The sequence below is a fragment of the Salinicola acroporae genome (genome assembly GCF_003206615.1).
In the GTDB taxonomy this organism is placed as follows: domain Bacteria; phylum Pseudomonadota; class Gammaproteobacteria; order Pseudomonadales; family Halomonadaceae; genus Salinicola; species Salinicola acroporae.
In genome coordinates, this window is record NZ_PZJW01000002.1 from 97,941 (window position 1) to 122,764 (window position 24,824).

Annotated in this window: 17 protein-coding genes and 1 pseudogene; 3 read left to right on the top strand and 15 right to left on the bottom strand. The window is 64.4% G+C overall.

What is annotated here, in order from left to right:
* Positions 1–55: 55 nt before the first annotated feature.
* From alaS to DOM54_RS01680, 5 genes are all read right to left on the bottom strand, one after another.
* Positions 56–2,659 (bottom strand): alanine--tRNA ligase, encoded by a 2,604-nt coding sequence (gene alaS, locus DOM54_RS01660; RefSeq protein ID WP_110714690.1) that lies wholly within the window; start codon positions 2,657–2,659, stop codon positions 56–58.
* Positions 2,660–3,039: 380 nt separating this feature from the next.
* The gene (locus DOM54_RS01665; protein WP_110714691.1) at positions 3,040–3,549 is read right to left on the bottom strand and encodes a regulatory protein RecX; all 510 of its coding nucleotides are present in this window, start codon (positions 3,547–3,549) and stop codon (positions 3,040–3,042) included.
* A gap of 28 nt (positions 3,550–3,577) precedes the next feature.
* The gene (recA, locus tag DOM54_RS01670; RefSeq protein ID WP_110714692.1) at positions 3,578–4,642 is read right to left on the bottom strand and encodes a recombinase RecA; all 1,065 of its coding nucleotides are present in this window, start codon (positions 4,640–4,642) and stop codon (positions 3,578–3,580) included.
* Between the two features lie 128 nt (positions 4,643–4,770).
* Positions 4,771–5,352, bottom strand: a complete 582-nt coding sequence (locus DOM54_RS01675) for a CinA family protein (protein WP_110714693.1) — start codon at positions 5,350–5,352, stop codon at positions 4,771–4,773.
* A gap of 202 nt (positions 5,353–5,554) precedes the next feature.
* Positions 5,555–5,740 carry a hypothetical protein gene (locus DOM54_RS01680; RefSeq protein ID WP_110598906.1) on the bottom strand — a complete coding sequence of 62 codons (186 nt, stop codon included), beginning with the start codon at positions 5,738–5,740 and terminating at the stop codon, positions 5,555–5,557.
* Between the two features lie 216 nt (positions 5,741–5,956).
* Here DOM54_RS01680 and mutS point away from each other — a divergent pair, with 216 nt between their 5' ends.
* Positions 5,957–8,536, top strand: a complete 2,580-nt coding sequence (mutS, locus tag DOM54_RS01685; RefSeq protein ID WP_110714694.1) for a DNA mismatch repair protein MutS — start codon at positions 5,957–5,959, stop codon at positions 8,534–8,536.
* A 15-nt stretch (positions 8,537–8,551) separates the two neighbouring features.
* Here the strand turns inward: mutS and DOM54_RS20555 are convergent, their stop codons facing one another.
* Together DOM54_RS20555 and DOM54_RS19940 are read right to left on the bottom strand one after the other, a co-directional pair.
* Positions 8,552–8,848 (bottom strand): DUF1203 domain-containing protein, encoded by a 297-nt coding sequence (locus DOM54_RS20555; RefSeq protein WP_420852728.1) that lies wholly within the window; start codon positions 8,846–8,848, stop codon positions 8,552–8,554.
* Positions 8,849–8,863: 15 nt separating this feature from the next.
* Positions 8,864–9,184, bottom strand: coding sequence for a hypothetical protein (locus tag DOM54_RS19940; protein ID WP_162619740.1), 321 nt, complete (start codon positions 9,182–9,184; stop codon positions 8,864–8,866).
* 83 nt (positions 9,185–9,267) lie between these two features.
* Here DOM54_RS19940 and fdxA point away from each other — a divergent pair, with 83 nt between their 5' ends.
* Positions 9,268–9,591 carry a ferredoxin FdxA gene (gene fdxA, locus DOM54_RS01695; RefSeq protein ID WP_110714696.1) on the top strand — a complete coding sequence of 108 codons (324 nt, stop codon included), beginning with the start codon at positions 9,268–9,270 and terminating at the stop codon, positions 9,589–9,591.
* Positions 9,592–9,685: 94 nt separating this feature from the next.
* On the opposite strand, the gene eno is transcribed toward fdxA, so the two are convergent.
* The 4 genes and pseudogenes from eno to DOM54_RS01720 all read right to left on the bottom strand — a co-directional run bounded on the left by eno (position 9,686) and on the right by DOM54_RS01720 (position 15,141).
* Positions 9,686–10,978: a phosphopyruvate hydratase gene (gene eno, locus DOM54_RS01700; RefSeq protein WP_110714697.1), complete on the bottom strand. Its 1,293-nt coding sequence runs from the start codon at positions 10,976–10,978 to the stop codon at positions 9,686–9,688.
* Between the two features lie 206 nt (positions 10,979–11,184).
* Positions 11,185–12,843: a CTP synthase gene (locus tag DOM54_RS01705; protein ID WP_110714698.1), complete on the bottom strand. Its 1,659-nt coding sequence runs from the start codon at positions 12,841–12,843 to the stop codon at positions 11,185–11,187.
* 141 nt (positions 12,844–12,984) lie between these two features.
* Positions 12,985–13,707, bottom strand: a pseudogene (locus tag DOM54_RS20340) (gamma-glutamylcyclotransferase).
* Between the two features lie 123 nt (positions 13,708–13,830).
* Positions 13,831–15,141: a solute carrier family 23 protein gene (locus tag DOM54_RS01720; protein WP_110714701.1), complete on the bottom strand. Its 1,311-nt coding sequence runs from the start codon at positions 15,139–15,141 to the stop codon at positions 13,831–13,833.
* 251 nt (positions 15,142–15,392) lie between these two features.
* On the opposite strand from DOM54_RS01720, the gene DOM54_RS01725 reads away from it, so the two are divergent.
* The gene (locus DOM54_RS01725; RefSeq protein WP_110714702.1) at positions 15,393–16,586 is read left to right on the top strand and encodes an NAD(P)/FAD-dependent oxidoreductase; all 1,194 of its coding nucleotides are present in this window, start codon (positions 15,393–15,395) and stop codon (positions 16,584–16,586) included.
* Between the two features lie 34 nt (positions 16,587–16,620).
* On the opposite strand, the gene DOM54_RS01730 is transcribed toward DOM54_RS01725, so the two are convergent.
* The 4 genes from DOM54_RS01730 to aroB all read right to left on the bottom strand — a co-directional run bounded on the left by DOM54_RS01730 (position 16,621) and on the right by aroB (position 24,822).
* Positions 16,621–16,860, bottom strand: a complete 240-nt coding sequence (locus DOM54_RS01730) for a hypothetical protein (protein ID WP_162619741.1) — start codon at positions 16,858–16,860, stop codon at positions 16,621–16,623.
* 252 nt (positions 16,861–17,112) lie between these two features.
* On the bottom strand, positions 17,113–18,543 hold the full coding sequence (locus tag DOM54_RS01735) for an FAD-dependent oxidoreductase (RefSeq protein ID WP_110714704.1): 1,431 nt from the start codon (positions 18,541–18,543) through the stop codon (positions 17,113–17,115).
* Positions 18,544–18,637: 94 nt separating this feature from the next.
* Positions 18,638–23,089, bottom strand: a complete 4,452-nt coding sequence (gene gltB / locus DOM54_RS01740) for a glutamate synthase large subunit (RefSeq protein ID WP_110714705.1) — start codon at positions 23,087–23,089, stop codon at positions 18,638–18,640.
* Between the two features lie 620 nt (positions 23,090–23,709).
* Positions 23,710–24,822 (bottom strand): 3-dehydroquinate synthase, encoded by a 1,113-nt coding sequence (gene aroB, locus DOM54_RS01745; protein ID WP_110714706.1) that lies wholly within the window; start codon positions 24,820–24,822, stop codon positions 23,710–23,712.
* Positions 24,823–24,824: the final 2 nt, after the last annotated feature.

Here is a 24,824-nt window from a genome sequence, read left to right on the forward strand (position 1 = left end):
CTGCTCAATGCTCCCTAGCGTTGTCGACCGGCGCTGGCGCCGGTCGTGAATGCATTTAGGCCAGCCGCTCGGCAACCCAGGCCGGCACGCTCTCCAGCGCCGCCGGCAGCCGTGCCGGGTCGCTGCCACCTGCTTGAGCCATATCGGGACGTCCGCCACCCTTGCCCCCGACCTGTGCGGCGACGTGATTGACGAGCTCGCCGGCCTTGACCTTGGCAACCAGATCGTCTGTCACGCCTGCGATCAGGCTGACCTTGCCCTCCTGGGCCGTTGCCAGCACCAGGATACCGGACCCCAGTTTCTGCTTGAGCTGATCGTGCAGCCCCCGCAGTTCCTTGCCCGACACCCCCTCGAGCTGGGTCGCCAGCACCCGGACGCCTTCGACCTGCTGCGCCTGCCCGAGCAGGTCGTTACCCGCCGCGCTGGCCAGCTTGGCCTTGAGGCGCTCGAGTTCCTTTTCCAACCCCCGCTGTCTTTCGAGTACGGCGTCCAGCCGTTCGACGACCTGCTCCGGCTTGACCTTCAGGCGTTCGCTGACGGTATTGAGCTCCCGCTCTTGGGCCTCGAACCACGCCATTGCCGCCTCGCCGGTCACCGCCTCGATACGCCTCACCCCCGCTGCGGTGCCGGACTCGGAAACGACATGGAACGGCCCGATGTCACCACTGCGGGCCACGTGCGTGCCACCGCAAAGCTCGATCGAAAAGTCGTCGGCACCGATCGTCAGTACCCGCACGCTATCGAGATACTTGGCCTCGAACAGGGCACGAGCCCCCTTCGCCTTGGCCTCGTCGAGCGTCAGCAGCTCGGTTCGGGTCGGCGCGTTGGCCATGATCTGAGCATTGACGATATGCGCGACCTGCGCCAGTTGCGCCGGCGTGAGCGGCTCGAAATGGCTGAAATCGAAGCGCAGGCGCTCGGCGCTGACCAGCGACCCCTTCTGCTGCACATGGTCGCCGAGCGTCAATCGCAAGGCTTCATGAAGCAGGTGCGTTGCCGAGTGGTTGCGCATGGTCGCCAGCCGCAGCGCGGGATCCACCTGCGGTGAGAGCCTCTCGCCGACGGTCACCCGCCCATCGACCATCACGCCCTCATGCAGGTGATGCCCCGCCTGCTTGCGGGTATTGGTGACCTGGAAGCGGCCACCGTCGGTTCGGAGATAGCCGGTATCGCCCACCTGGCCGCCGGACTCGGCATAGAAAGGCGTGCGATCCAGCACCACGATACCCTTCTGGCCCGCCTCGAGAGCCTCAAGCGCGTTGCCCGCTTCATCGACGATGGCCGTCACCTTCGACGAATCCTCCAGCCGATCGTAGCCGGTGAACTCGGTGCTGCCCTCGAGCTCGAGGGCGGCACCATCATCGCCGCCGAACTGGCTGGCGGCACGGGCCCGCTGGCGCTGCGCTTCCAGCTCGCGCTCGAACCCCGCCTCATCCAGCGTCACGCCGCGCTCGCGGCAGACGTCGGCGGTCAGATCGAACGGGAAGCCGTAGGTGTCGTAGAGCTTGAAGATCGTTTCGCCGGGAAGTACGTCGTCCTCGAGCGCCGAGAGCGCCTCCTCGAGCAAGCCCATGCCATGATCCAGCGTCCGCGCGAACTGTTGCTCTTCCTTCAGCAACACCCGCTCGATCTGATCGCGGGCCTGATGCAGCTCCGGGTAGGCTTCGCCCATCTCGGCGTCGAGCGCTGTCACCAGCTTGTGGAAGAACGGCTCGCTGGCGCCCAGCTTGTGCCCATGGCGTACCGCACGGCGGATGATGCGACGCAACACGTAGCCACGCCCTTCGTTGGACGGCAGGACACCGTCGACGATCAGGAAGGCACAGGAGCGAATATGGTCGGCGATGACCCGCAGCGACGGCGTCTTGATGTCGTCATGACCGGTCACTTGGGCCGCCGCCAGCAGCAGATTCCGGAACAGGTCGATCTCGTAGTTGGAGTGGACGCCCTGCATCACCGCCGCCATGCGCTCCAGCCCCATGCCGGTATCGATCGACGGCTTGGGCAGCGGGTTCATCTTGCCGGAAGCGTCGCGGTCGAACTGCATGAAGACGAGGTTCCACACCTCGATGTAGCGATCGCCGTCCTCTTCCGGGCTTCCCGGCGGGCCGCCCCAGACTTCGGGGCCGTGATCGTAGAAGATCTCCGAACACGGGCCACAGGGGCCGGTATCGCCCATCTGCCAGAAGTTGTCTTCATCCAGGCGCGACACCCGCGCCGGATCGACGCCGATATCCTCGATCCAGATTCTGGCCGCTTCGTCGTCACTGATATGGACCGTGACCCAGAGCTTGTCCTTGGGCAGCGCCAGGACCTCGGTAATGAAGGTCCAGGCATAGCGAATGGCGTCGGCCTTGAAATAGTCGCCGAAGCTGAAGTTGCCCATCATCTCGAAGAAGGTGTGGTGGCGAGCGGTATAGCCGACGTTGTCGAGATCGTTGTGCTTGCCACCGGCACGTACGCAGCGCTGCGCCGAGGTGGCACGCACGTAGGGGCGCGGATCTCGTCCCAGGAACACATCCTTGAACGGCACCATGCCGGCATTGGTGAAGAGAAGCGTGGGATCGTTTTCCGGCACCAGAGAGGCGGAAGGTACGATCGTGTGCCCGCGCTCCTCGAAGAAGCTCAGGAAAGCCTGTCTGATATCTGCACTTTTCATAAACAATCCGTGGCGATAGGCGTGCCCACGGCGGCTAGCAGACCACGTGGCGACGCAGAATCCGGCAATGGAGCGGCGCCGTGAACGCCTCTCCTGCCATCGCAAAGCGCATTAGTATAACGTGGTCGGCCGATAGTCTGTCGAGTGCGACACCATTGTCGCCTGTCCGATACCCTCGCCATGCTTGGCGAGCCATTGGCGAGTGAGCGAGGGATCCTGCGAATATCGCGGGCGCCCGGACACCGCTTAGGGGCATCCCGTCAACGAGGCTTCGGAACGTCGAACCGTCGCCGGGTCACGGCGAAGGAGCAGGAGGTAGGGAGACATATAGAAGGAACCCCGCCCGGGGCCTGGGCCGGCAAGGGGTCTACGCTGGGGTGTCAGGGGGTGCCGCTCGGCCAGGCATGTCTCATGGCATGGTGAACCTGTTCGAACTCGAAACCTCGTCCCGCCAGGAAGCGCTCTCTCCTGGCGCGATCTCTGGGCGTCGAGCCCGGTGAGTCGAAACGCTTGGCGAGGGCCTGACTCGCTAGCTCGTTCCAGTCCGGGGCCTCGCTCTCGAAAGCCAATGACATCAGCGACTCATCGATTCCCCGCTGTGCCATATCGACTCGAATCTTGACGGGCCCCTGTCCGCGCGCGATGCGTGAGCGGACGAAAACCTCGGCGAATCTGGCATCGGACTGAAGTCCCTCCCTCGCCAGATCGTCCAGTGCCTGTCGGATATCCGCGCTGTCCAGGCCCTTTGCGCTCATCCGCGTCTCCAGCTCGGCACGAGCGTACTCGCGCCGAGCCAGGAATCGAATGGCAATGTCTCTGGGAGACACCTCCCGAGAGACCTCATCACGAGAGGTCTCCTCGCGGCAGAAGGCGCCGTTGCGTTCAGCCATCCATCACCCCGTCTCCAGCGACAGTGGCTTACAGCAGCGTGTCACCGGAATCATCGCCCTCGGCGACAGCCGCTTCGGGTTCCTTCTCCTTGGTCGCCGGCACCGCGAGCAGCTGAGCCCGGATCTGCGTCTCGATCTCGGCCATCACCTCGGGATGCTCCTCGAGATACTGGGCGGCATTGGCCTTGCCCTGGCCGATCTTGCTGCCCTTGTAGCTGTACCAGGCCCCCGCCTTGTCCACCAGGTTGCACTGCACGCCGAGATCGATCACCTCGCCGGCATGGTAGATACCCTTGCCATACAGGATCTGGAACTCGGACTGGCGGAACGGCGGCGCGACCTTGTTCTTCACTACCTTGACCCGGGTTTCGTTGCCGGTGACCTCGTCGCCCTGCTTGACCGAACCGATACGGCGAATGTCGAGGCGCACGCTGGAGTAGAACTTCAGCGCGTTGCCCCCGGTGGTGGTCTCGGGGCTGCCGAACATCACGCCGATCTTCATGCGAATCTGGTTGATGAACACCACCATGCAGTTGGCGTTCTTGATATTGCCGGTAATCTTGCGCAGTGCCTGGGACATCAGGCGCGCCTGGAGGCCGACGTGGGAATCGCCCATTTCCCCTTCGATCTCCGCGCGCGGCGTCAGCGCCGCCACGGAATCGATAATGATGACATCGACGCCACCGGAACGTACCAGCATGTCGCAGATCTCGAGAGCCTGCTCGCCGGTATCGGGCTGGGAGACCAGCAGCTCATCGAGATCGACTCCGAGTTTTTCGGCGTAGCTCGGGTCGAGGGCGTGTTCGGCATCGACGAAGGCGCAGGTCTTGCCGTCCTTCTGGGCCTGGGCGATCACCGACAGCGTCAGGGTCGTCTTGCCCGAGGACTCCGGACCGAAGATCTCGACCACACGGCCGTAGGGCAATCCGCCCACACCCAGCGCGATATCCAGGCCCAGAGACCCTGTCGACACCACCGGAATCGCGGTACGCGGGGTATCGCCCAAGCGCATCACGGTGCCTTTGCCGAATTGACGATCGATCTGCGACAGTGCCGCATTGAGTGCCTTGCTGCGGTTTTCGTCCTGTGCCATGAACGTCTCCTGTGGATGCACGAAGTGAGGCGAGGCAGCGCCGGTCACGGCGCTCGGCTCACGTACTGTATGGTTAGACAGTAGTATGGCGAAAAAAAGCGCTCTCGCCTATCCCCCGCCGAAGATTTTCAATCCCGCCGTCGCGAAGCGTCGGGCGCCGACGCCCCACTCGTCGCCGCGGGGCCGCCGGGCCGACTTTTCGTCACCGATTCGATCAGTCCCGACAGCGCCACGGCAACTGCCAACTCCCGGACCTGCCGACGGTCGCCCGGCAGGTGGTGACGCTCCACTCGTTGGTGATGCTGGTTGCCCCAGGCGAACCACACCGTGCCCACAGGCTTGTCCGGGCTGCCCCCTGCCGGGCCGGCGACACCGCTGACCGAGACACCGAGATCGGCCCCGCTGTCACGGCAGGCGCCGATGACCATCTCCCTGACGGTCTGCTCGCTGACTGCGCCATGGGCCTCCAAGGTGGCCTGCGACACCCCCAACAAGCGCCGCTTGGCAGCATTGGCATAGGTCACGTAACCAGTCTCGAAGTAGGCGGAGCTGCCGGCGATCGCCGTGATGGCGCTGGCCACGCCACCGCCGGTACAGGATTCCGCGGTGGTCAGCCGGACGCCCTGGGCCAGACAGGCCTCCCCCAGGCGCAGGGAGAGCGCCTCGCGATCCGGTTCGGCATCCTGGCGCGATATCGACACGTTCGTCATGGCAACTTCCTCTCTCAGGGCTCGTCCCACTCGCTGCCTTTCCCCTGCATAGCAGCGACTGAGCACCAACGGAAAACCGACCGCCATTCAGTATGCGGAGAATCGTGGTTCGTGCAATGGTTGCAGGAGTGCTGCGAGGATGTCTGGGTATCGCGAAGGGTTGAGCACGCCCTGACGGGGCTAGGAGACGGCGGGAGACAGTTCAGTCCGGCTCGCGGGGATCCCGATCCGGGGGGATCATCGCCGGATGACGCGCCGCCAGTTCGGCGACGGCGATCTCCAGCAGCACGACGGCCAGTTCGCTGAGGTTGACGTTACGCTTGTTGGCTTCGATAGCCAACAGGCGATACGTGGAATCGCTGAGGTGGTTTAGCACCAACCGGGCCATATGTGAGTCCTCGAGTGCCGATTTCACACACTGTAACGAGTTATCGGCGGGTACTCAGGCTGAAATCACTACACCTGATGCATGATCCCCTCTAAGGCGCCCGCCGCCTCGCGGTGCCGGACCCAGCCGCCGCGTGGTAACCTTGCCCCTTACGGTACGACCCGGCATTCCCATGCCCCTCTGTGTCCCAAGAATCGACGGAGTTTCCGAGACACCATGCAGGAAGCGGCCTCCAGCAAGAATACCCAGCATACGCCAATGATGGCGCAGTACCTCAAGATCAAGCGCGAGCACCCGGATGTACTGCTCTTCTACCGGATGGGCGATTTCTACGAGCTTTTCTACGACGACGCCAAGCGGGCCTCGCAACTGCTCGACATCACGCTGACGGCCCGTGGCCAGTCGGCCGGTAAACCGATCCCCATGGCGGGCATTCCCTACCACAGCGTCGAGTCCTACCTGGCGCGCCTGGTCAAGTCCGGTCAGTCGGTGGCCATCTGCGAGCAGATCGGTGATCCGAGCACGACCAAGGGGCCGGTGGAACGCCGCGTCGTGCGCATCGTCACACCGGGGACGCTGCTCGACGAAGCGCTGCTCGATGCCAGCCGCGACAATCTGCTGGTCGCCCTCCATCGCACCGGCGAACGCTGGGGCATCGCCTGGCTGGAACTGTCCAGCGGCCGCTTCAGCGTGCTCGAGATCGATGGCGAGGCCGACATGCTGGCCGAGATTCATCGCCTGCAGCCCGCGGAATTGCTGATCGCCGAAAGTCTCGATCTCTCGCCGTCGCTGACAGAGCGGCGCGGCCTGAAACGTCAGAACGACTGGCATTTCGACCTGGAGACGGCCAATCGCCTGCTGTGCGACCAATTCGAGGTCGCGGATCTCAGGGGTTTCGGCTGCACCCACCTCGAAACCGCACTAGTCGCCGCCGGCGTGCTGGTCGACTACGCCAGGGACACCCAGCGCTCCCGGTTGCCCCATGTCACCGCGCTGAGCGTCGAGAGCCGTGACGAATCGGTGGTGATCGATGCCGCCAGCCGGCGTAATCTCGAGATCGATATCAACCTCGGCGGCAGCGGCGACAATACCCTGGCCAGCGTGCTCGACACGGCCGTCACGCCGATGGGGTCGCGCCTGCTCAAGCGCTGGCTCAACCGGCCACTACGTGACCGGCATCAGATCGGTGCCCGCCAGGCAGCGGTACAGCTGCTGCTCGACGCCGACCAGTACCTGCTGATCCGCGAGCCACTCAAAGAGGTTGGCGATGTCGAGCGGATACTGGCCCGGGTGGCACTGCGCAGCGCCCGGCCCCGGGATCTGGCCCGCCTGCGCGACGCACTCAACGTGCTGCCGACACTGCAGGCCGATCTCGAGCGGATCGAGGGCGAGAGCGCACTGGACGACCTCGCCCGCCATATCCACCCCTATCCCGAACTGGCCAACACCCTGACCCAGGCGCTGATCGACAACCCGCCGGTGGTGATCCGGGATGGCGGAGTCATCCGTGAAGGCTTCGATGCCGAGCTCGACGAGTATCGCGGCTTGGCCGAGCATGCCGGCGACTACCTGGTCCAGCTCGAGCTTCGCGAGCGCGAACGCACCGGCCTGTCGGGCCTCAAGGTCGGCTACAACCGGGTTCACGGCTACTACATCGAGATCCCGCGCGCCCAGGCTCGCGAGGTGCCGGCGGACTACATCCGTCGCCAGACGCTGAAGAACGCCGAGCGCTTCATCATTCCCGAGCTCAAGGAGTTCGAGGACAAGGCGCTGTCGGCCAAGTCGCGCGCGTTGGCGCGGGAGAAGCTGCTCTACGAAAGCCTGATCGATACGCTCAATGCCGAACTCGACGCGCTGCAGGCCACCGGTCGCTCGCTGGGCGCGCTCGACGTGCTTTGCGCCTTCGCCGAGCGCGCCCAGAACCTGGAGTTCGTGCGTCCGCAGCTCTCGGAAACGCCGGGTTTCCATATCATCGGCGGCCGCCATCCCGTGGTCGAACACGTCAGCCAGCACCCGTTCGTGCCCAACGACCTGATCCTCGATGACGATCGCCGCATGCTGGTCATCACCGGCCCCAACATGGGCGGCAAGTCGACCTACATGCGTCAGGCGGCATTGATCGCCCTGCTCGCCCATACCGGCAGTTTCGTTCCGGCCGAGAGCGCCGAGATCGGCCCGGTGGACCGGATCTTCACCCGGATCGGCTCCAGCGACGATCTGGCCGGCGGGCGCTCCACCTTCATGGTGGAAATGACCGAGACGGCCAGCATTCTCCACAACGCCACCGCCGAGAGCCTGGTGCTGATGGACGAGATCGGCCGCGGTACCAGCACCTTCGATGGTCTCTCGCTGGCCTGGGCCAGCGCCGAGCATCTCGCCAGCCAGCGCGCCTTTACCCTGTTCGCCACGCATTACTTCGAGATGACCGCGCTGGCCGAACAGTTGGAGACCGTCGCCAATGTGCATCTCACCGCCGCGGAGCATCGCGACGGGATCGTCTTCATGCACCGCGTCGAGGAGGGGCCGGCCAGTCAGAGCTACGGCCTGCAGGTCGCCCAGCTCGCCGGCGTGCCGCAAAGTGTGATCGCCCGCGCTCGCGACAAGCTGGCCAGTCTCGAGCAGCCTGCCGCGATGCCGGACATGCACGCCCAGCCCACGGGTCCACAGCAGGCCGACCTGTTCGCCGCGACACCGCATCCGGTACTCGAGGCACTGGAGTCGCTCGACGTCGACTCGCTGACACCGCGGGCGGCGTTGGCGCTACTTTACGAACTCAAGGAGATAGAGGCCAATTAGCAACCCCCGAACGCACTACTGCCGTTCGACGAGACAAGCGAAGCAGCCAGGAGCTGAATAATGAACGTGCAGAGAGTCGGTGCGTTCGTCCTCGAGAAGCGCGTCGATCTCGGTCGAGACGTCACTGCCATGGCAGAGTGTGGCGGCGGAGAGGAAACCCTTTGCATCGTAGGCTCTCAGCGAGAGTGATCGCTTGGCAAGCGAGGGCGGCACGCCACCGCCTCGGTAGACGCGACGGGTAGCGCCCTCCCCAACGAAGACCGGCCCGGTAGCCCGATAGGGTGAATCGACAGGGTGGTGCATGAAATGCAGTAGCCAGACCGAGCTTCACGGCTTGGCGTCGTTGAGTGTTACGCGACACGGCAGATTCGCATCTGGCGTCACGACGAGGCGCGTCGCGAGACCGCGGCTGGCGAGATGGGAAAAATCGATCGATTGTGCATCGAGACCGATGAAAAGAAATGACACAGGCAGTCCTCCTTCAAGGCAAGCCGTCAGGAGTCTGCACTCTTCGTTGGCGCTGTGCCGGCCGTTTTCGGCGCTGAAGCTATAACACCATTCCTCGATGTTCCCAAGCCCGGCTTGCCGGGATTGGCGCCCGCCGCCTAGAATATGGCGCCATTCGAGTAGCATCGGCGGCACCGTCATGCACGGTGATTTCTATCAAGCGTTTCCAATATCCGCCAAGACCGTGACAAGAAGGGCCAGCCCCACAACAGGAGAGATCACCCATGACGTTCGTCGTCACCGAGAACTGCATCAAGTGCAAATACACCGACTGCGTCGAAGTCTGCCCGGTGGACTGCTTCTACGAAGGGCCCAACTTCCTAGTCATTCACCCTGACGAGTGCATCGATTGCGCCCTGTGTGAGCCGGAGTGTCCCGCCGAGGCGATCTTCTCGGAGGACGAGCTGCCCGAGGGCCAGCGCCAGTTCATCGAGCTCAACGCCGAGCTCGCCGAAGTGTGGCCCAACATCGCCGAGCAGAAGGAGCCGCCGGAAGACGCCAAGGAGTGGGACGGCAAGCCCAACAAGATCGAGCTGCTCGAACGCTGATTTGCTATTACGCAAATCGGACACTCGTTGCCGAAGAACGCAAGAAGGCCGCTCGTTGAGCGGCCTTCTTGCGTTTCAATCGATCAGGCAGACATCACTGCCCTTTTATGGCCTTCAGACCCGGATAGGCGGCCTTGTCACCCAGTTCCTGCTCGATCACCAGCAGGCGGTTGTACTTGGCGACACGATCGGAGCGGCACAGCGAGCCGGTCTTGATCTGGCCGGCGGCGGTGCCCACGGCGAGATCGGCGATGGTGGTGTCCTCGGTCTCGCCGCTGCGATGCGAGATCACCGCGGTAAAGCCGGCATCCTGGGCCATCCGGATGGCATCCAGCGTTTCGGAGAGCGAGCCGATCTGGTTGAACTTGATCAGGATCGAATTGCCGATCTTCTCGTCGATACCCCGCTTCAATATCCGGGTGTTGGTGACGAACAGGTCGTCACCGACCAGTTGGATCTTGTCGCCCAGCTTGTCGGTCAGCGCCTTCCAGCCGTCCCAGTCCGACTCGTCCATGCCATCCTCGATGGAGACGATCGGATACTGATCGCAGAGATCGGCCAGGTAGTCGGTGAATCCCGCGGCGTCGTACTGCTTGCCCTCGCCGGCGAGGTCGTAGCTGCCATCCTTGAAGAATTCGCTGGAGGCGCAGTCGAGTGCCAGGGTGACATCCTTGCCCAGATGGTAACCGGCGTCGTTGACCGCCTGCTTGATCACCGCCAGCGCCTCGGCGTTGGAGGAGAGGTTCGGTGCGAAACCGCCCTCGTCACCCACCGAGGTGGAGAGCCCCTTGGCGGAGAGTACCTTTTTCAGCGCATGGAATATCTCGGCCCCCATGCGCAGCGCCTCGCGGAAGTTCGGCGCCCCCACCGGCTGGACCATGAACTCCTGGATGTCGACGTTGTTGTCGGCATGCTCGCCACCGTTGAGGATATTCATCATCGGTACCGGCATGGTGTAGTGACCCGGCTGGCCGTAGAGTTCGGCGATGTGGGCATAGAGCGGCACGCCCTTCTCCGCCGCCGCTGCCTTGGCCGCGGCCAGCGACACCGCGAGAATCGCGTTGGCCCCCAGGCCGGCCTTGTTGTCGGTACCATCCAGCGCCAGCATGGCGTCGTCGAGGGCACGCTGGTCGCTGACATCCATGCCCATCAAGCGCTCGCGGATCTTGCCATTGACCGCGTCGACGGCCTTCAGCACGCCCTTGCCCAGATAGCGCGACTTGTCGCCGTCGCGCAGCTCCAGCGCTTCACGAGAGCCGGTGGAAGCGCCGCTGGGCGCACAGGCGCTGCCAGTGATGCCGCCGCTCAGCGTGACTTGCGCCTGCACGGTGGGGTTGCCGCGGGAATCGAGCACTTCGAGGGCGCGGATATCAACGATCTCAGCCATGTTACGTCGTCCTGTCGGTTGAAAGCTCTTTCGGTTGATCACTCGGTACATCGAGCGTGAAGCGCCCGGTTCCCGGCGTGAGGGTCCGGGCGCGGTGATTCCATCATGTTAGCAGTTCCGGAGCTTAGCCAGCGCAGGCATCCCAGGTCCAGCCTCGCCAACGACAGCGGGGGATGAATCGCTTCATCCCCCGCCGGGTCACTCGGTCATTCCTGATGGGCCATGCCGTGCTGGCGCTGGCGCTGGGCCTTGTGCTCCAGCGCCGCATTGACGAAGCCGGTGAACAGCGGGTGGCCGTCGCGCGGGGTCGAGGTGAACTCGGGATGGAACTGGCAAGCCACGAACCAAGGATGATCCGGCAGCTCGATCATCTCGACCAGCGCCTGATCACCGCTCTTGCCGGAGACGACCAGCCCCGCCGCCTCGAGCTGCTCGACGAACTGCTCGTTGACCTCGAAACGGTGGCGATGACGTTCGGTGATCGTGTCCAGGCCGTACACCTCGTGCGCCCTGGAGCCCGGCTTGAGTCGGCACTCCTGGCCGCCGAGGCGCATGGTGCCGCCCAGATCGGAGGCCTCGTCGCGCAGCTCGATCTGCCCTTCGGGATTGATCCACTCGGTGATCAGGCCGACCACCGGGTGCTGGGTCTCACGGGTGAACTCGGTGGAGTTGGCATCGGCCCAACCCGCCACGTGGCGGGCGAACTCGATCACCGCCACCTGCATGCCGAGGCAGATACCGAGATAGGGAATATCGTTCTCGCGAGCGAAACGGGCGGTCTGGATCTTGCCCTCGACGCCCCGTTCGCCGAAGCCGCCCGGCACCAGGATCGCATCTTTCCCGGCCAGGCGTTCGGTGCCGTGGCGCTCGATCAGCTCGGAATCGATATATTCGACATTGACCTTCACCCGGGTCTGGATGCCGGCGTGGATCAGCGCCTCGTTGAGCGACTTGTAGGCGTCGAGCAGTTCCATGTACTTGCCGACCATGGCGATGTTGATCGTCTTGAGCGGGTTGAGCTTGGCATCGAGGACATGGATCCATTCGGCCAGGTCCGCCGGCGGCGCGTCGAGACGGAACTTGTCGCAGACGATGTCGTCGAGACCCTGCTCGTGCAGCATCAACGGGATGCGATAGATGGTGTCGGCATCCTGCAGCGGGATGACGGCGCGCTCCTCGACATTGGTGAACAGCGCGATCTTGCGCCGCTCGCTCTCCTCCAACTCGACCTCGCTGCGGCAGATCAGGATATCGGGCTGGATACCGATCGAGCGCAGCTCCTTGACGCTGTGCTGGGTCGGCTTGGTCTTGGTCTCGCCGGCGGTCTTGATGTAGGGCACCAGCGTCAGGTGCATGAACAGGGCACGGTTGGCGCCGACTTCGCTACGCAGCTGGCGAATCGACTCCAGGAACGGTAGCGACTCGATATCGCCCACGGTGCCGCCGATCTCCACCAGCGCCACATCGTAGCCTTCTCCCCCCTTGACCACGCGGTGCTTGATCTCGTCGGTGATATGCGGGATCACCTGCACGGTACCGCCGAGATAATCGCCCCGACGCTCCTTGCGCAACACGTGCTCGTAGACCCGACCGGTGGTGAAGTTGTTGCTCTGGGTCATCTTGGTACGGATGAAGCGCTCGTAGTGCCCCAGATCGAGATCGGTTTCCGCGCCATCCTCGGTGACGAACACCTCGCCATGCTGAAACGGACTCATGGTGCCCGGATCGACGTTGATGTACGGGTCCAGCTTGAGGATGGTGACCTTGAGGCCGCGGGCCTCGAGAATCGCGGCCAGCGAAGCGGACGCAATGCCCTTGCCCAGTGAGGACACAACGCCGCCGGTCACGAAGATATATCGTGTCATGGAAAACCTGTCGAATCGTGGTCGTAAAGCTCGTGAGAAAAGACCCGGGGGAGAAAGTCGGGCCAGGATGGGACGTCAGATTACCAGACTCGTGCGAAAGGCTCAATTTTGGATCGCGCCCTCGTCACGCCCAGGGCCGCATCAGCCGGCGACGGCGCGCTGCAGCGACTCCAGGCGCCGGTCCCGAATGCCGAGCGCGTGAAGATCGCCAACCGTGTTGTCGAGGTACTCGCGGCAGGATCCCAGCACGCCTCGGCCGGTACGCAGCAGGTGTACTACCGTCTCGTCGGGCTGGCGACCGATATAGCGCTCGTGGTGCGGGTTGATCACGAAGGCGACACCCCATATCGGACCGACATCCGTCTTCAGCTTGATCCAGCGAGGCCGATAGGCACCGGTCAGCATCTCGCGCCGCTATACCAGCGTCAGTTCGCGCTCGAGGTGATCGCCGGGGACGCGCAGCGCCACGCCATGGCAGGAACCGCCCGGCGCCAGCGCCAGCATCAATCCGGGGGTCTCGGGAGTGCCCCGGCCGTGATCGAGCTTGAGGCAGAAGTCGCGATGGTAGCCGTAGAGCCGGCAAGTGTGACGCTCGGCGACCTCGACACACGGATTCCAGATCAGCGAGCCATAGGCGAAGAGATACACCCCGTCCCGCAACTGGACGCCAGGGGGCGCGGTGGCCAGAACGTGCTGGATCGAGCTGCGCAGCTCCTGGTGGCTCTTCAACGCCACCTCCGGGTAGACATGCTCGAAGTGACGGCGAATCAGGTCCTGCTCCAGCACCTCGCGCGTCATCGCGATCGACTGCGTCGCGGGAGCCTGTTCGTCGGCATGGGTATCGCGGGACTGCGACTCGCTCATTGGGGACTCTATCTCGGACGCGATCGACAAGGGTTCGGGGTGGTTCGGGTCGCGCTACGGCTCGGATCCGCGCGCCACCCAAGACTAACGTTCAATGGGCCCGAAACGAAGCCCGGATCGGCATCAACCGGCAACGTCCTGCCAGCGCCCGGCGCCACGACGCAGCACCAGATGCAGGATAATCGCACCGAAGGTGGCCGTCCCGATGCCATCGAGGGTGAAGCCGCCGAAGTCGATGGAAAAATTGCCGGCACCCAGCACCAGGGTCACCGCCGCCACGATCAGGTTGACGTTGTCGCCCAGATCGACACCGTTCTGGATCCAGATACGAGCGCCAGCCACCGCGATCAGGCCGAACACCACGATCGAGGTGCCAGCCAGCACCGGGCCGGGAATGGTCTGGATCAATGCCCCGAAACGTGGCGAGAAGCCGAGCAGGATGGCGAAACCGGCAGCGGCGACGAATATCAGGGTCGAGTAGACCCGGGTCACCGCCATCACTCCGATATTCTCGGCATAGGTGGTCACGCCGGTGCCGCCGGATGCCCCGGAAACCACCGTCGCCAGGCCGTCACCGACGAAGGCCCGACCGATATAGGGATCGAGATCACGTCCGGTCATCGCCCCTACCGCCTTGATATGGCCAAGGTTCTCCGCCACCAGGATGATCGCGACCGGCGCGATCAGCACGATCGCATGGGGGCTGAACGACGGCGCCGTGAATGCGGGCACCCCCAACCAGTCGGCCGCACCGATCGCCGAGAAATCGATCGGTGCTCCCCAGCCGAGACCGTTGGTGACCAGCGCATAGATGGCGTAGGACGCGACCAGACCGGTCAGGATCAGCAACCGCTGGAGCATGCCCCGGGTCAGCACGGCGGCCAGGCCGACACAAAGGATGGTCACCAGTGCCATCGCCGCGTCGAAACTGGAATCCTTCACGCTGGAGACCGCCACCGGCGCCAGATTGAGGCCGATGGTCATCACGATCGCCCCGGTTACCACCGGCGGCAGCAGGTACTCGATCCAGCGCGTGCCCAATGCCATGACCACCATGCCGATGAGCGTGTAGATCGCACCGCAGGCGATGATGCCCCCCAGCGCCAGACCGATGGAGGGGTTGCCGCCGCTGCCGGCATAACCGGTGGCGGCGATCACCACGCCGATGAAGGCAAAGCTGGAGCCCAGGTAGCTGGGAACCCGCCCGCCGACGATCACGAAGAACAGCAGCGTGCCGATGCCCGACATCAGGATCGCCAGGTTGGGGTCGAAACCCATCAACAACGGTGCCAGCACGGTGGATCCGAACATCGCCACGGCGTGCTGGATGCCCATCAGCAGCGTCTGCACCGGCGGCAACGCCTCGTCGGGCGCGACCAGGCCTTGATGGCGAGCGGCATCGACGCGCCGCCAGCGGGGAAACCAGGATGACATCGGGTTTGTTCTCCAGAGCAAGGCCGGGCGGCGCCGGCGGCATTCGAGCGCACGGAAGCGGCGGAATTCAGCGTGACCGACGGAGCGACGGCCCGACGCGCATTCTAACGTCAGCGCCGACCGGATGCTCCCTTGGCATGGAGCGTCACGAGTGAACTACGCTGAAACCATCGCCCGCGGGGCCGGGCAAGCCCCCCAGCGACGCCATCGGGAGCGACGGCCCCAACCTCAAGGCATGCCAAGGAGTGGATATGCAACATTACGACTATCTGATCGTCGGCGCTGGCATGGTTGCCGCCAACGCCGTGGAGGGCATTCGCGAGCGTGATGCCGAGGGCACCATCGGTATCCTGGGCGCCGAACCCAACGGACCGGTCACCCGCCCTGCGCTCTCGAAGAAACTGTGGACCGATCCTGATTTCGGTTATGACAAGATCTGGATGCAGCCGGAACAGCACGCCGGCACGACACTTCACACCGACACCCGCGTCACGGCCATCGACCGTCAGCAGCGGACAGTGACGACTGCCAGCGGCAATGCCTTCGGCTACGGCAGGCTGTTGCTGGCCACCGGTGGCGCCCCCGTAACGATCGATCTGCCGCCAAGCGAGCGCGTGCGCTATTTCCGCACCGTCGAGGACTACGACTGCGTGCGGCGGCTCGCCGATCAGGGCCTGCATGTCGCCGTTGTCGGCGGCAGCTATATCGGCACGGAACTGGCCGCGGCGCTGATCCAGAACGGCTGTCGGGTCACCTTGATCCATCCCGAGGACGTGCTGGGCGGCGCGATGTTCCCGCCCAGCGTCGCCGATCGCTTGCACCGGGCATACCTCGACGCGGGCGTTACTCTCCTGGGCGGACGCAAGGTCACCCGCGGACGCGAAGAGGATGGAAGAGTCACCCTTGCGCTGGACGACGGCGCCAGCCTGGAAGCGGACGCGGCCATCTTCGGGCTGGGCGTCGAGCCCTGCGTGGCATTGGCCGAGGAGGCCGGTCTCGAGACCGACGGCGGGATTCTCGTCGACGCCCGCCTGACCACCGCGGACGAGGCCATCTTCGCCGCCGGCGATGTCGCGACCTATCCGGATCGGATCCTCGGCCGCTGGCATGCCGAACACGTCGACAACGCCAACCAGATGGGCCAGACGGTCGGGCGCATCATGACGGGTAGCGACGAGACCTACGACCACACGCCCTACTTCTACTCCAACGTCTTCGACTTCGCCTGGAAAGCGGTGGGCCGCATGGACAGTTCGCTGGACATCGTCGAGGACGCCGATCCCGACTCCGACCGGGGGATCTATTACTACCTGAAGAACGACAAGGTGGCCGGTGTGCTGCTGCTCGATCTGGACGCCGACCGACTCGACGAAGCGCGAGAGGTTCTCGCGGACTCCTCGCCGCAGCGCGCCGAGACCCTGGTCGGCCGTATCGCCATGAGCTGATGCGGGCCGGACTTGCGGTCAGCCGAGCGGCGCCTCAGTCGCGCGTCGGCAAGCGGGAGGTCAGGATGTTGGAGCGGCGCTCGATCTCTTCGAGCATACCGACACACTCGTCCGACATCCCGCTGTCGTTGAGCTTGGCCAGCGAAAACAGCGCGTTCAACTGGCCGCTCACCAGAATGGCCCGATCACCACCGTCCTGATCCAGCACGTGATCTTCCAGCACGCGCAGGTGGGTATTCGCCTGGTCGAGGATATTACGTTCAAGCCTGATCATGGTTTGGCCTTCCAAAGTCTGCGGTTCATGTTGGGCGCGCCACTGTAAAGGCTGGCTTCACTTTATACCACCGCCGGGGACGGGCGCTTCTTTTGCTCGGGTCGGCGAGGAGCGTCACCGGCGCCGGCTCGGGATATCAACGACAGACGCCAACGCTGGCGTCGAGACCAGCGTTGGCGTCGAGACCAGCGTTGGCGTCCTTCGCGACTCGTCACGAGTCGGTACTCGAGCGCACGAAGCGCCCGGCCGATGTCACACCTTGAGGTAGTCGAGAATTCCCTCCGCCGCCTGGCGCCCCTCATAGACTGCCGTCACCACCAGGTCGGAGCCGCGCACCATATCGCCACCGGCGAACACACGCTCGTTGCTGGTCTGATAGGCGAAGCGCTCCACCTGCGCCGGGATTTCCGGCGCCAGCACCCGGCCGCGCTCGTCGATCTCGATCTGATGCGTATCGAACCACTCGATCTCGCTGGGCTGGAAGCCGAACGCGATGACCACCGCGTCGCAGGCCAGGATCTCTTCCGAACCCGGAACCACTTCCGCGCTGCGTCGTCCCTTGTCGTCCGGCTCGCCCATGCGGGTACGCACCAGCTTGACGCCCTCGACCTTGCCCTCGCCGACGATCGCCACCGGCTGGCGGTTGAACAGGAACTCGACCCCCTCTTCGCGAGCGTTGGCCACCTCGCGCTTGGAACCCGGCATGTTCTCCTCGTCCCGGCGATAGGCACAGGTCACGCTGGCCGCGCCCTGACGAATCGAGGTGCGGTTGCAATCCATCGCGGTATCGCCACCGCCGAGCACGACCACGCGCCTGCCCTGCATCGAGACGTAGTCGGCCGGATTCTTCTCGAAACCCATGTGGTGATTGGCATTGGCGATCAGGAAGTCGAGCGCCTTGTAGACGCCATCCATCTCCTCGCCCGGGAAGCCGCCGACCATGTACTTGTAGGTTCCCATGCCGAGGAAAACCGCATCGAACTCGGCGTCGAGCTGCTCGAAGGTGATGTCCCGGCCGATCTCGGTGTTGAGCCGGAACTCGACGCCCATCTCCTCGAACACTGCGCGGCGGCGCTCCATCACGTGCTTCTCGAGCTTGAACTCCGGAATGCCGAACGTCAGCAGCCCACCGATCTCCGGATAGCGGTCGAACACCACCGGCTTGACGCCGTTGCGAACCAGGACATCGGCGCAGCCCAGGCCCGCCGGACCGGCCCCGACGATCGCCACGCGCTTGTCGGTCATGACCACGTTGGACATGTCCGGACGCCAGCCCATGGCGAACGCGGTGTCGGTGATGTACTTCTCCACCGAACCGATGGTGACGGCACCAAAGCCGTCGTTCAGCGTACAGTCGCCCTCGCACAGCCGATCCTGCGGACAGACCCGACCGCACACTTCCGGCAGCGAGTTGGTGCGGTGGGACATCTCCGCCGCTTCCAGGATATTGCCCTCGCTGACCAGCTTGAGCCAGTTGGGAATATAGTTGTGAACCGGGCACTTCCACTCGCAGTACGGGTTGCCGCAGTGCAGGCAGCGGTGCGCCTGGCTGGCCGCCTCGCTGGGCTTGTACGGCTCGTAGATCTCGGCGAACTCCTTCGCCCGGCTGCGTGCATCCTTCTTCTGCGGATCACGCCGCCCCACATCGATAAATTGAAAGTCGTTGCTCAAACGGTTTGCCATGTTCCCTCTCCTCACTGGGCCGACGACGCGCTCGGATTCCGGTCGGTGCCGGTATCCCGGAGGCCGAACCTCCGGACCGGACGGTCACCGACTCTTATTCAGGCTGCCGCCTGGATTGGGCCAGCAAACCGTTGAGACTTGCGGCCTTGGGCTTCACCAGCCAGAAATGGCGAATGAAGTCGGAGAAATCCTCGAGAATCGCATGCCCCCGTGGCGAGTCGGTCTCTTCCACGTATTCGGTAATCACTTCGCGCAGGTGGCGACGGTAGGCTTCCATCGATTCGGTGTTGATCCGATGGATCTCCACCAGCTCATGGTTGTAGCGATCGACGAAACCGCGATCCTCATCGAGTACGTAGGCGAAACCGCCGGTCATGCCCGCCCCGAAGTTGATCCCGGTCCTGCCCAGCACACAGACCAGGCCCCCGGTCATGTATTCGCAGCAGTGGTCGCCGGCGCCCTCGATCACCGCATGCGTACCGGAGTTGCGCACACCGAAGCGCTCGCCGGCCATGCCGGCGGCGAACAGCTTGCCGTCGGTGGCACCGTAGAGGCAGGTATTGCCGATGATCGCGGTCTCATGGCTGTTGAAGCGGCTGGCCCTGGGCGGCACGATCACCACCTTGCCGCCATTCATGCCCTTGCCGACATAGTCGTTGGCATCGCCTTCGAGGTACAGGTTCAGGCCGCGCGCGTTCCACACCCCGAAACTCTGCCCGGCGACGCCGGTGAAGCGCGCCGTGATCGGGGCATCTTCCAGCCCCGCTTCGCCGTAGCGCTTGGCGATCTCGCCGGAGACCCGGGCCGCCACCGAACGGTCGCAGTTGGTGATCTTGAACGAGTACTCGCCGCCGGACTTCGACTCGATCGCCGGCAGCAGCGCCTCGAACACCTCCTGATTCTTGGCGCCGGGATCATGCGGCACGTTGCGGCTGACCTGACAGAACTGCGGCGCGTCCCTGGGCACGAAGTCGTTGGCCAGCAGCGGGCTCAGATCCAGCTTGCGTTGCGCCGCCGTTTCGCCCTCCAGCATCTCGAGCAGGTCGGTGCGCCCGATCAGGTCGGTCAACTGGCGCACACCCAGCAGCGCCATCAGTTCACGCACTTCCTCGGCGATGAAGCGGAAGTAGTGCTTGACCATGTCGACGGTGCCGCGGAAATGCTCGTCGCGCAGCTCCTGATGCTGGGTGGCGACGCCGGTGGCGCAGTTGTTGAGGTGGCAGATCTTCAGGTACTTGCAGCCCAGCGCCACCATCGGCGCGGTGCCGAAGCCGAAGCTCTCGGCCCCCAGGATCGCCGCCTTGACCACGTCGAGACCGGTCTTGAGGCCACCGTCGGTCTGCAGCCGGATCTTGTCGCGCAGGCCGTTGATGCGCAGCGCCTGGTGCACCTCGGGCAGCCCCAGTTCCCACGGGCTGCCAGCGTGGCGGATCGAGGTGATCGGGCTCGCCGCGGTGCCGCCGTCGTAGCCGGAGACGGTGATCAGATCGGCATAGGCCTTGGCCACCCCGGTGGCGATGGTGCCGATGCCCGGCTCGGAGACCAGCTTGACCGAGACCTGCGCGCTCGGGTTGACCTGCTTGAGGTCGAAGATCAACTGGGCCAGATCCTCGATCGAGTAGATGTCGTGGTGCGGCGGTGGCGAGATCAGGGTCACGCCGGGCACGGCGTAGCGCAGCCGCGCGATCATCTCGTTGACCTTGCCACCCGGCAGTTGGCCGCCCTCGCCCGGCTTGGCGCCCTGGGCCACCTTGATCTGCAGCACCTCGGCGTTGACCAGGTAGGCCGGGGTGACGCCGAAGCGCCCGGAGGCGATCTGCTTGATCTTGGAGGAGCGGATGGTGCCGTAGCGGGCCGGGTCTTCGCCGCCCTCGCCGGAGTTGGAGCGCCCGCCGGTCTCGTTCATCGCCTGGGCCAGCGCTTCGTGGGCCTCCGGCGACAGCGCCCCCAAGGACATGCCGGCGCTGTCGAAGCGCAGCAGCAGACTCTCGACGGGCTCGATCTCCTCCAGCGGCAACGGCTCGGGGGCTGGCTTGAGCTTCAGCAGGTCGCGGATGGTGGCCACCGGACGCTCGTTGACCAGCCGTGCGAACGCTTTCCACTTGGCGTAGTCGCCCTGCTGGACCGCCTGCTGCAGCAGCATCACCACGTCGGGATTGTAGGCGTGGTACTCGTGACCGTGGACGAACTTGACCAGCCCGCCCTGGCGGATGCCCTTGCGGGGAATCCAGGCATCGCGTGCGGCCAGCTCCTGCTGCATCTGCAGCTCGCTGAAGCCGGTCCCCTCGATCCGCGACATCATGCCGTCGAAGCACATCTGCATCACCTCCGACCCCAAACCGACGGCTTCGAACAACTGCGAGCCGCGGTAGGAGGAGATCTGCGAGATACCCATCTTCGACAGAATCTTGTAAAGCCCCTTCTGCATGCCCTTGCGGTAGTTCTCGCGGGCGTCCGCCGGATTGCCGACCAGCTCGCCGGTGCGGTGCATGTCCGCCATCACCTGATAAGCCAGGTACGGATAGACCGCGGTGGCACCGACGCCGAAGAACACCGCCATCTGATGGGCGTCGCGGGCATAGCCGGTCTCGACCACGATGTTGACACGAGGACGCAGCGCCAGCTTGGCGAGATGATGATGGACCGCGCCGGTGGCCAGCAGCGCCTGGATCGGCTGCTTGCCCTTTTCCAGCTCGGCATCCGACAGCACCAGGATCACCTTGCCATCGCGGGTCGCCTGTTCCGCCTGCTGGCAGAGCGCCATCAGCGCCTGGCGCAGCGAGGTGGTCTCCGGATCGTAGTGCAACGGCAGCCGCACCGAGGCGAACGCCGGATCTTCCTGGGTCACCAGCGCGGTGAACTTGCGCGGCGACAGCACCGGGGTGGTCAGGATCAGGCGGTGGGCATGCTCGGGAGTGGCCTCGAACACGTTCAGCTCGGCCCCGCAGCAGGTCTCCAGCGACATCACGATCGCTTCCCGCAGCGGATCGATGGGCGGATTGGTGACCTGGGCAAACTTCTGGCGGAAGAAATCGGTGAGCAGCCGGTTCTGGCGAGACAGCACCGCCATCGGCGTATCGTCGCCCATCGAGCCCACGGCCTCCTGGCCGCTTTCGGCGAGCGGTCGCAGCAACTGATCGCGCTCCTCGAAGGTCACCGAGAACATCTTCTGGTAGACGTTGAGCTCGTCGGTTTCCATCGGCTGGAATCGCGCCAGCTCGGTCAGTGCCGACTCGAGATAGTGGGCGTGTTCCTTCAACCAGCGACGGTAGGGATAGGCGGACTTGAGCCGCTGATCGATATCGTCGGTGTGCAGAACCTCACCGGTCTCGGTATCGACGGCGAGAATCTGGCCCGGCCCGACACGGCCCTTGGCGACGACGGACTCCGGCTGGTAGCCCCATACGCCAATCTCGGAAGAGAGCGTGATGTAGCCGTTGTCGGTGATCACCCAGCGTGCCGGGCGCAGGCCGTTGCGGTCGAGCATGCAGACGGCGTGGCGACCGTCGGTCATCACGATGCCGGCGGGCCCGTCCCACGCCTCCATGTGCATGGAGTTGTATTCATAGAAGGCGCGCAGATCGCCATCCATAGTCTCGACGTTCTGCCACGCCGGCGGCACCATCATGCGCACCGCGTTGTAGAGGTCCATGCCACCGGTGAGCAGCACCTCAAGCATGTTGTCCATGCTCGACGAGTCGGAACCGGTGGTGTTGACGATCTCGTCGAGGCCGTCGATATCCGGCAGCAGTTCGCTGACGAAGTTGGCCTTGCGCGCGTTGGCCCAGCCGCGGTTGGCCTCGATGGTATTGATCTCGCCGTTGTGCGCCATGAAACGAAACGGCTGCGCCAGCGGCCAGCGCGGCGCCGTATTGGTCGAGAAGCGCTGGTGAAAGACACAGACTGAGGTCTCGAGACGCTCGTCACCCAGGTCCCGGTAGAAGGTGGGAAGGTCCGCGGGCATCATCAGGCCCTTGTAGGAGACCACCTTGGACGACAGCGAGCAGACGTAGAACTCCTCTTCCTGGCGCAGCTTCTGCTCGGCCAGGCGACGCGCCATGAACAGTTCGACGTTGAACGCCGCATCGGACTGAGAAACCTCCCCTTCGACGAAGACCTGACGGATGCGCGGCAGACACTCGAGAGCCATCGGCCCACACACGCTCGGGTCGGTGGGCACGTCACGCCACCCCTTGACGCTCAGGCCACGCTCGGCGAGCTCGCCTTCCAGCGTCTCGCGCGCACTTTGCTCGCGAGCATCATCATCGGGGAAGAACACCATGCCGACCGCGAAGCGCTCGCCCAGGGTGACACCCAACTGATCCTCGGCCAGCGCGCGCATGAAGCTCATCGGCATTTTCAGCAGCAGGCCGCAGCCATCGCCAGTCTTGCCATCCGCCGCGATGCCGCCACGGTGGGTCATGCAGGTCAATGACTCGATCGCCGTCTTGAGCAGATCGTGACTGGCCTGCCCCTCCATATGAGCAATCAGGCCGAAACCGCAGTTGTCGCGGAATTCGCCAGGCTGGTGAAGACCTCTCATCATGGGCGTGCCTCACAAAGCTGTTCGGAATACAGGGTATTGTATTCGGTCCGGTATAAAGAGATAATATAAGGTTTTCTTATTTTTCCGACTGGATTACCAGTAGCGCCATGGACCCGATTTTCGTCTCGAGCCGCCGACAGCACAGAGGCCGGCGGGCCGCAAAAAGGCCGGACAGAATAGCCAGTCAGCCCCTCCAGCGCAATTCGAGCGCCGGGCTTTCTCGCTGCAAATGCATTTAAAATCGAAGACTTAGCGGAAAACCCAATCAAAATACACTGCTAGCACAAAGGCTTAGGCTCCAACATAGACCAAAGTCCAATACCTTGTGCGGGATGGCCCGAATCATCGTGAGACCCAGGCGCGACGCCCATACCGATACGGCATGGAGCATACCAATTATATCGACAACGCCCGGAAAGAACAGCCGTCGATACCCCGATTATCTCAGGGCGAGCGCCATGGGCGGCCACCCCGCCGAACGCTATGACGGGACTGCCGAGGCAGTGTCTATGCTTGGGACGATCCCTGAGAACGGCACGGGCCGGCGCCAGCGGCACAACCGCGCCGGAACAGCGCCGGGGAAGGGAGATGGGGTAAAGCCGAATAGGGGAAGAGGCGCCTCAGCCTCGGGGAAAGCGTTCCAGCAGTCGGTGGAGCAGCTCGGCCTCGGTATCGTCCCGGATCGCGGCGCGCCCCAGCGCCTCGAGCAGAATCAGCCGCAGCCGACTGTCGAGATTCTTCTTGTCGAGACGCATGCGAGAGAGAAAATCCCCGGCCTGCATGTTGGCCGGCGCCGTGACCGGGAGGTCCGCCGCGATCAGAATCGCCGCGACGCGCTCGACATCGGCCTCGCTCAGCCAGCCGCGGGCGGCGGATAGCCGGGCCGCCATCATCATGCCGGCACCCACCGCTTCACCGTGCAGCCAGTTGCCGTAGCCCTGATGCGCCTCGATGGCGTGACCGAAGGTATGCCCCAGATTGAGCAGCGCCCGCACGCCCTGCTCTGTCTCGTCCTCGGCGACGACTTCCGCCTTGATCTCGCAACTGCGGCGAATGGCGTGACGAATGGCGGCCTCGTCGAGCACCCGGAGTGCCGCCAGATTCTCCTCCAGCCATTCGAGGAAGGGGAGGTCCCAGATCAGGCCGTACTTGATCACCTCCGCCAACCCCGCGGATAGCTCCCGGGCCGGCAGCGTTCGCAAGGTATCGGTATCGACGATCACCGCCCGGGGCTGCCAGAACGCGCCGATCATGTTCTTGCCACGCGGGTGATTGACCCCCGTCTTGCCGCCCACGGAGGAGTCGACCTGGGCCAGCAGCGTGGTGGGAATCTGGATGAACGCGACACCGCGCTGATAGCTGGCGGCTGCATAGCCCGCCATGTCGCCGATAACGCCGCCACCCAACGCGATCAACGTGCAGCGACGATTGAAGCCGGCCGCCAGCAGGGCGTCCCAGATCCGCTCGACCGACGCCAGCGTCTTGGTCGCCTCGCCATCGGGCAGGACGACTTCCCGGATTTCGAGATCGGCACCGGCCAGCGTCTGCTTGAGCGCCGCCAGGTAATGCGGGGCGATCACCTCGTTGGTCACGATCATCACCTGGCGGCCCGCCAGGTACGGCAGCAGGTGTTCCCGACTCGCCAGAACGCCCGCGCCGATGTGGATTGGATAACTGCGCTCGCCCAACGACACGCTCAGCGATTCCACCGAAAGCGAAGAGACTGACGACATGG

Bases quoted from the DNA above. Each gene is read 5' to 3' on its own strand.
- DOM54_RS01680 (WP_110598906.1), bottom strand. From the start codon at position 5,740: ATGGCCCGGTTGGTGCTAAACCACCTCAGCGATTCCACGTATCGCCTG.
- DOM54_RS01705 (WP_110714698.1), bottom strand. From the start codon at position 12,843: ATGACACGATATATCTTCGTGACCGGCGGCGTTGTGTCCTCACTGGGC.
- aroB (WP_110714706.1), bottom strand. From the start codon at position 24,822: ATGTCGTCAGTCTCTTCGCTTTCGGTGGAATCGCTGAGCGTGTCGTTG.
- gltB (WP_110714705.1), bottom strand. From the start codon at position 23,089: ATGATGAGAGGTCTTCACCAGCCTGGCGAATTCCGCGACAACTGCGGT.
- fdxA (WP_110714696.1), top strand. From the start codon at position 9,268: ATGACGTTCGTCGTCACCGAGAACTGCATCAAGTGCAAATACACCGAC.
- DOM54_RS01665 (WP_110714691.1), bottom strand. From the start codon at position 3,549: ATGGCTGAACGCAACGGCGCCTTCTGCCGCGAGGAGACCTCTCGTGAT.
- DOM54_RS01725 (WP_110714702.1), top strand. From the start codon at position 15,393: ATGCAACATTACGACTATCTGATCGTCGGCGCTGGCATGGTTGCCGCC.
- DOM54_RS19940 (WP_162619740.1), bottom strand. From the start codon at position 9,184: ATGACGGTGCCGCCGATGCTACTCGAATGGCGCCATATTCTAGGCGGC.
- DOM54_RS01720 (WP_110714701.1), bottom strand. From the start codon at position 15,141: ATGTCATCCTGGTTTCCCCGCTGGCGGCGCGTCGATGCCGCTCGCCAT.
- mutS (WP_110714694.1), top strand. From the start codon at position 5,957: ATGCAGGAAGCGGCCTCCAGCAAGAATACCCAGCATACGCCAATGATG.
- alaS (WP_110714690.1), bottom strand. From the start codon at position 2,659: ATGAAAAGTGCAGATATCAGACAGGCTTTCCTGAGCTTCTTCGAGGAG.
- DOM54_RS01675 (WP_110714693.1), bottom strand. From the start codon at position 5,352: ATGACGAACGTGTCGATATCGCGCCAGGATGCCGAACCGGATCGCGAG.
- DOM54_RS01735 (WP_110714704.1), bottom strand. From the start codon at position 18,543: ATGGCAAACCGTTTGAGCAACGACTTTCAATTTATCGATGTGGGGCGG.
- eno (WP_110714697.1), bottom strand. From the start codon at position 10,978: ATGGCTGAGATCGTTGATATCCGCGCCCTCGAAGTGCTCGATTCCCGC.
- DOM54_RS01730 (WP_162619741.1), bottom strand. From the start codon at position 16,860: ATGATCAGGCTTGAACGTAATATCCTCGACCAGGCGAATACCCACCTG.
- recA (WP_110714692.1), bottom strand. From the start codon at position 4,642: ATGGCACAGGACGAAAACCGCAGCAAGGCACTCAATGCGGCACTGTCG.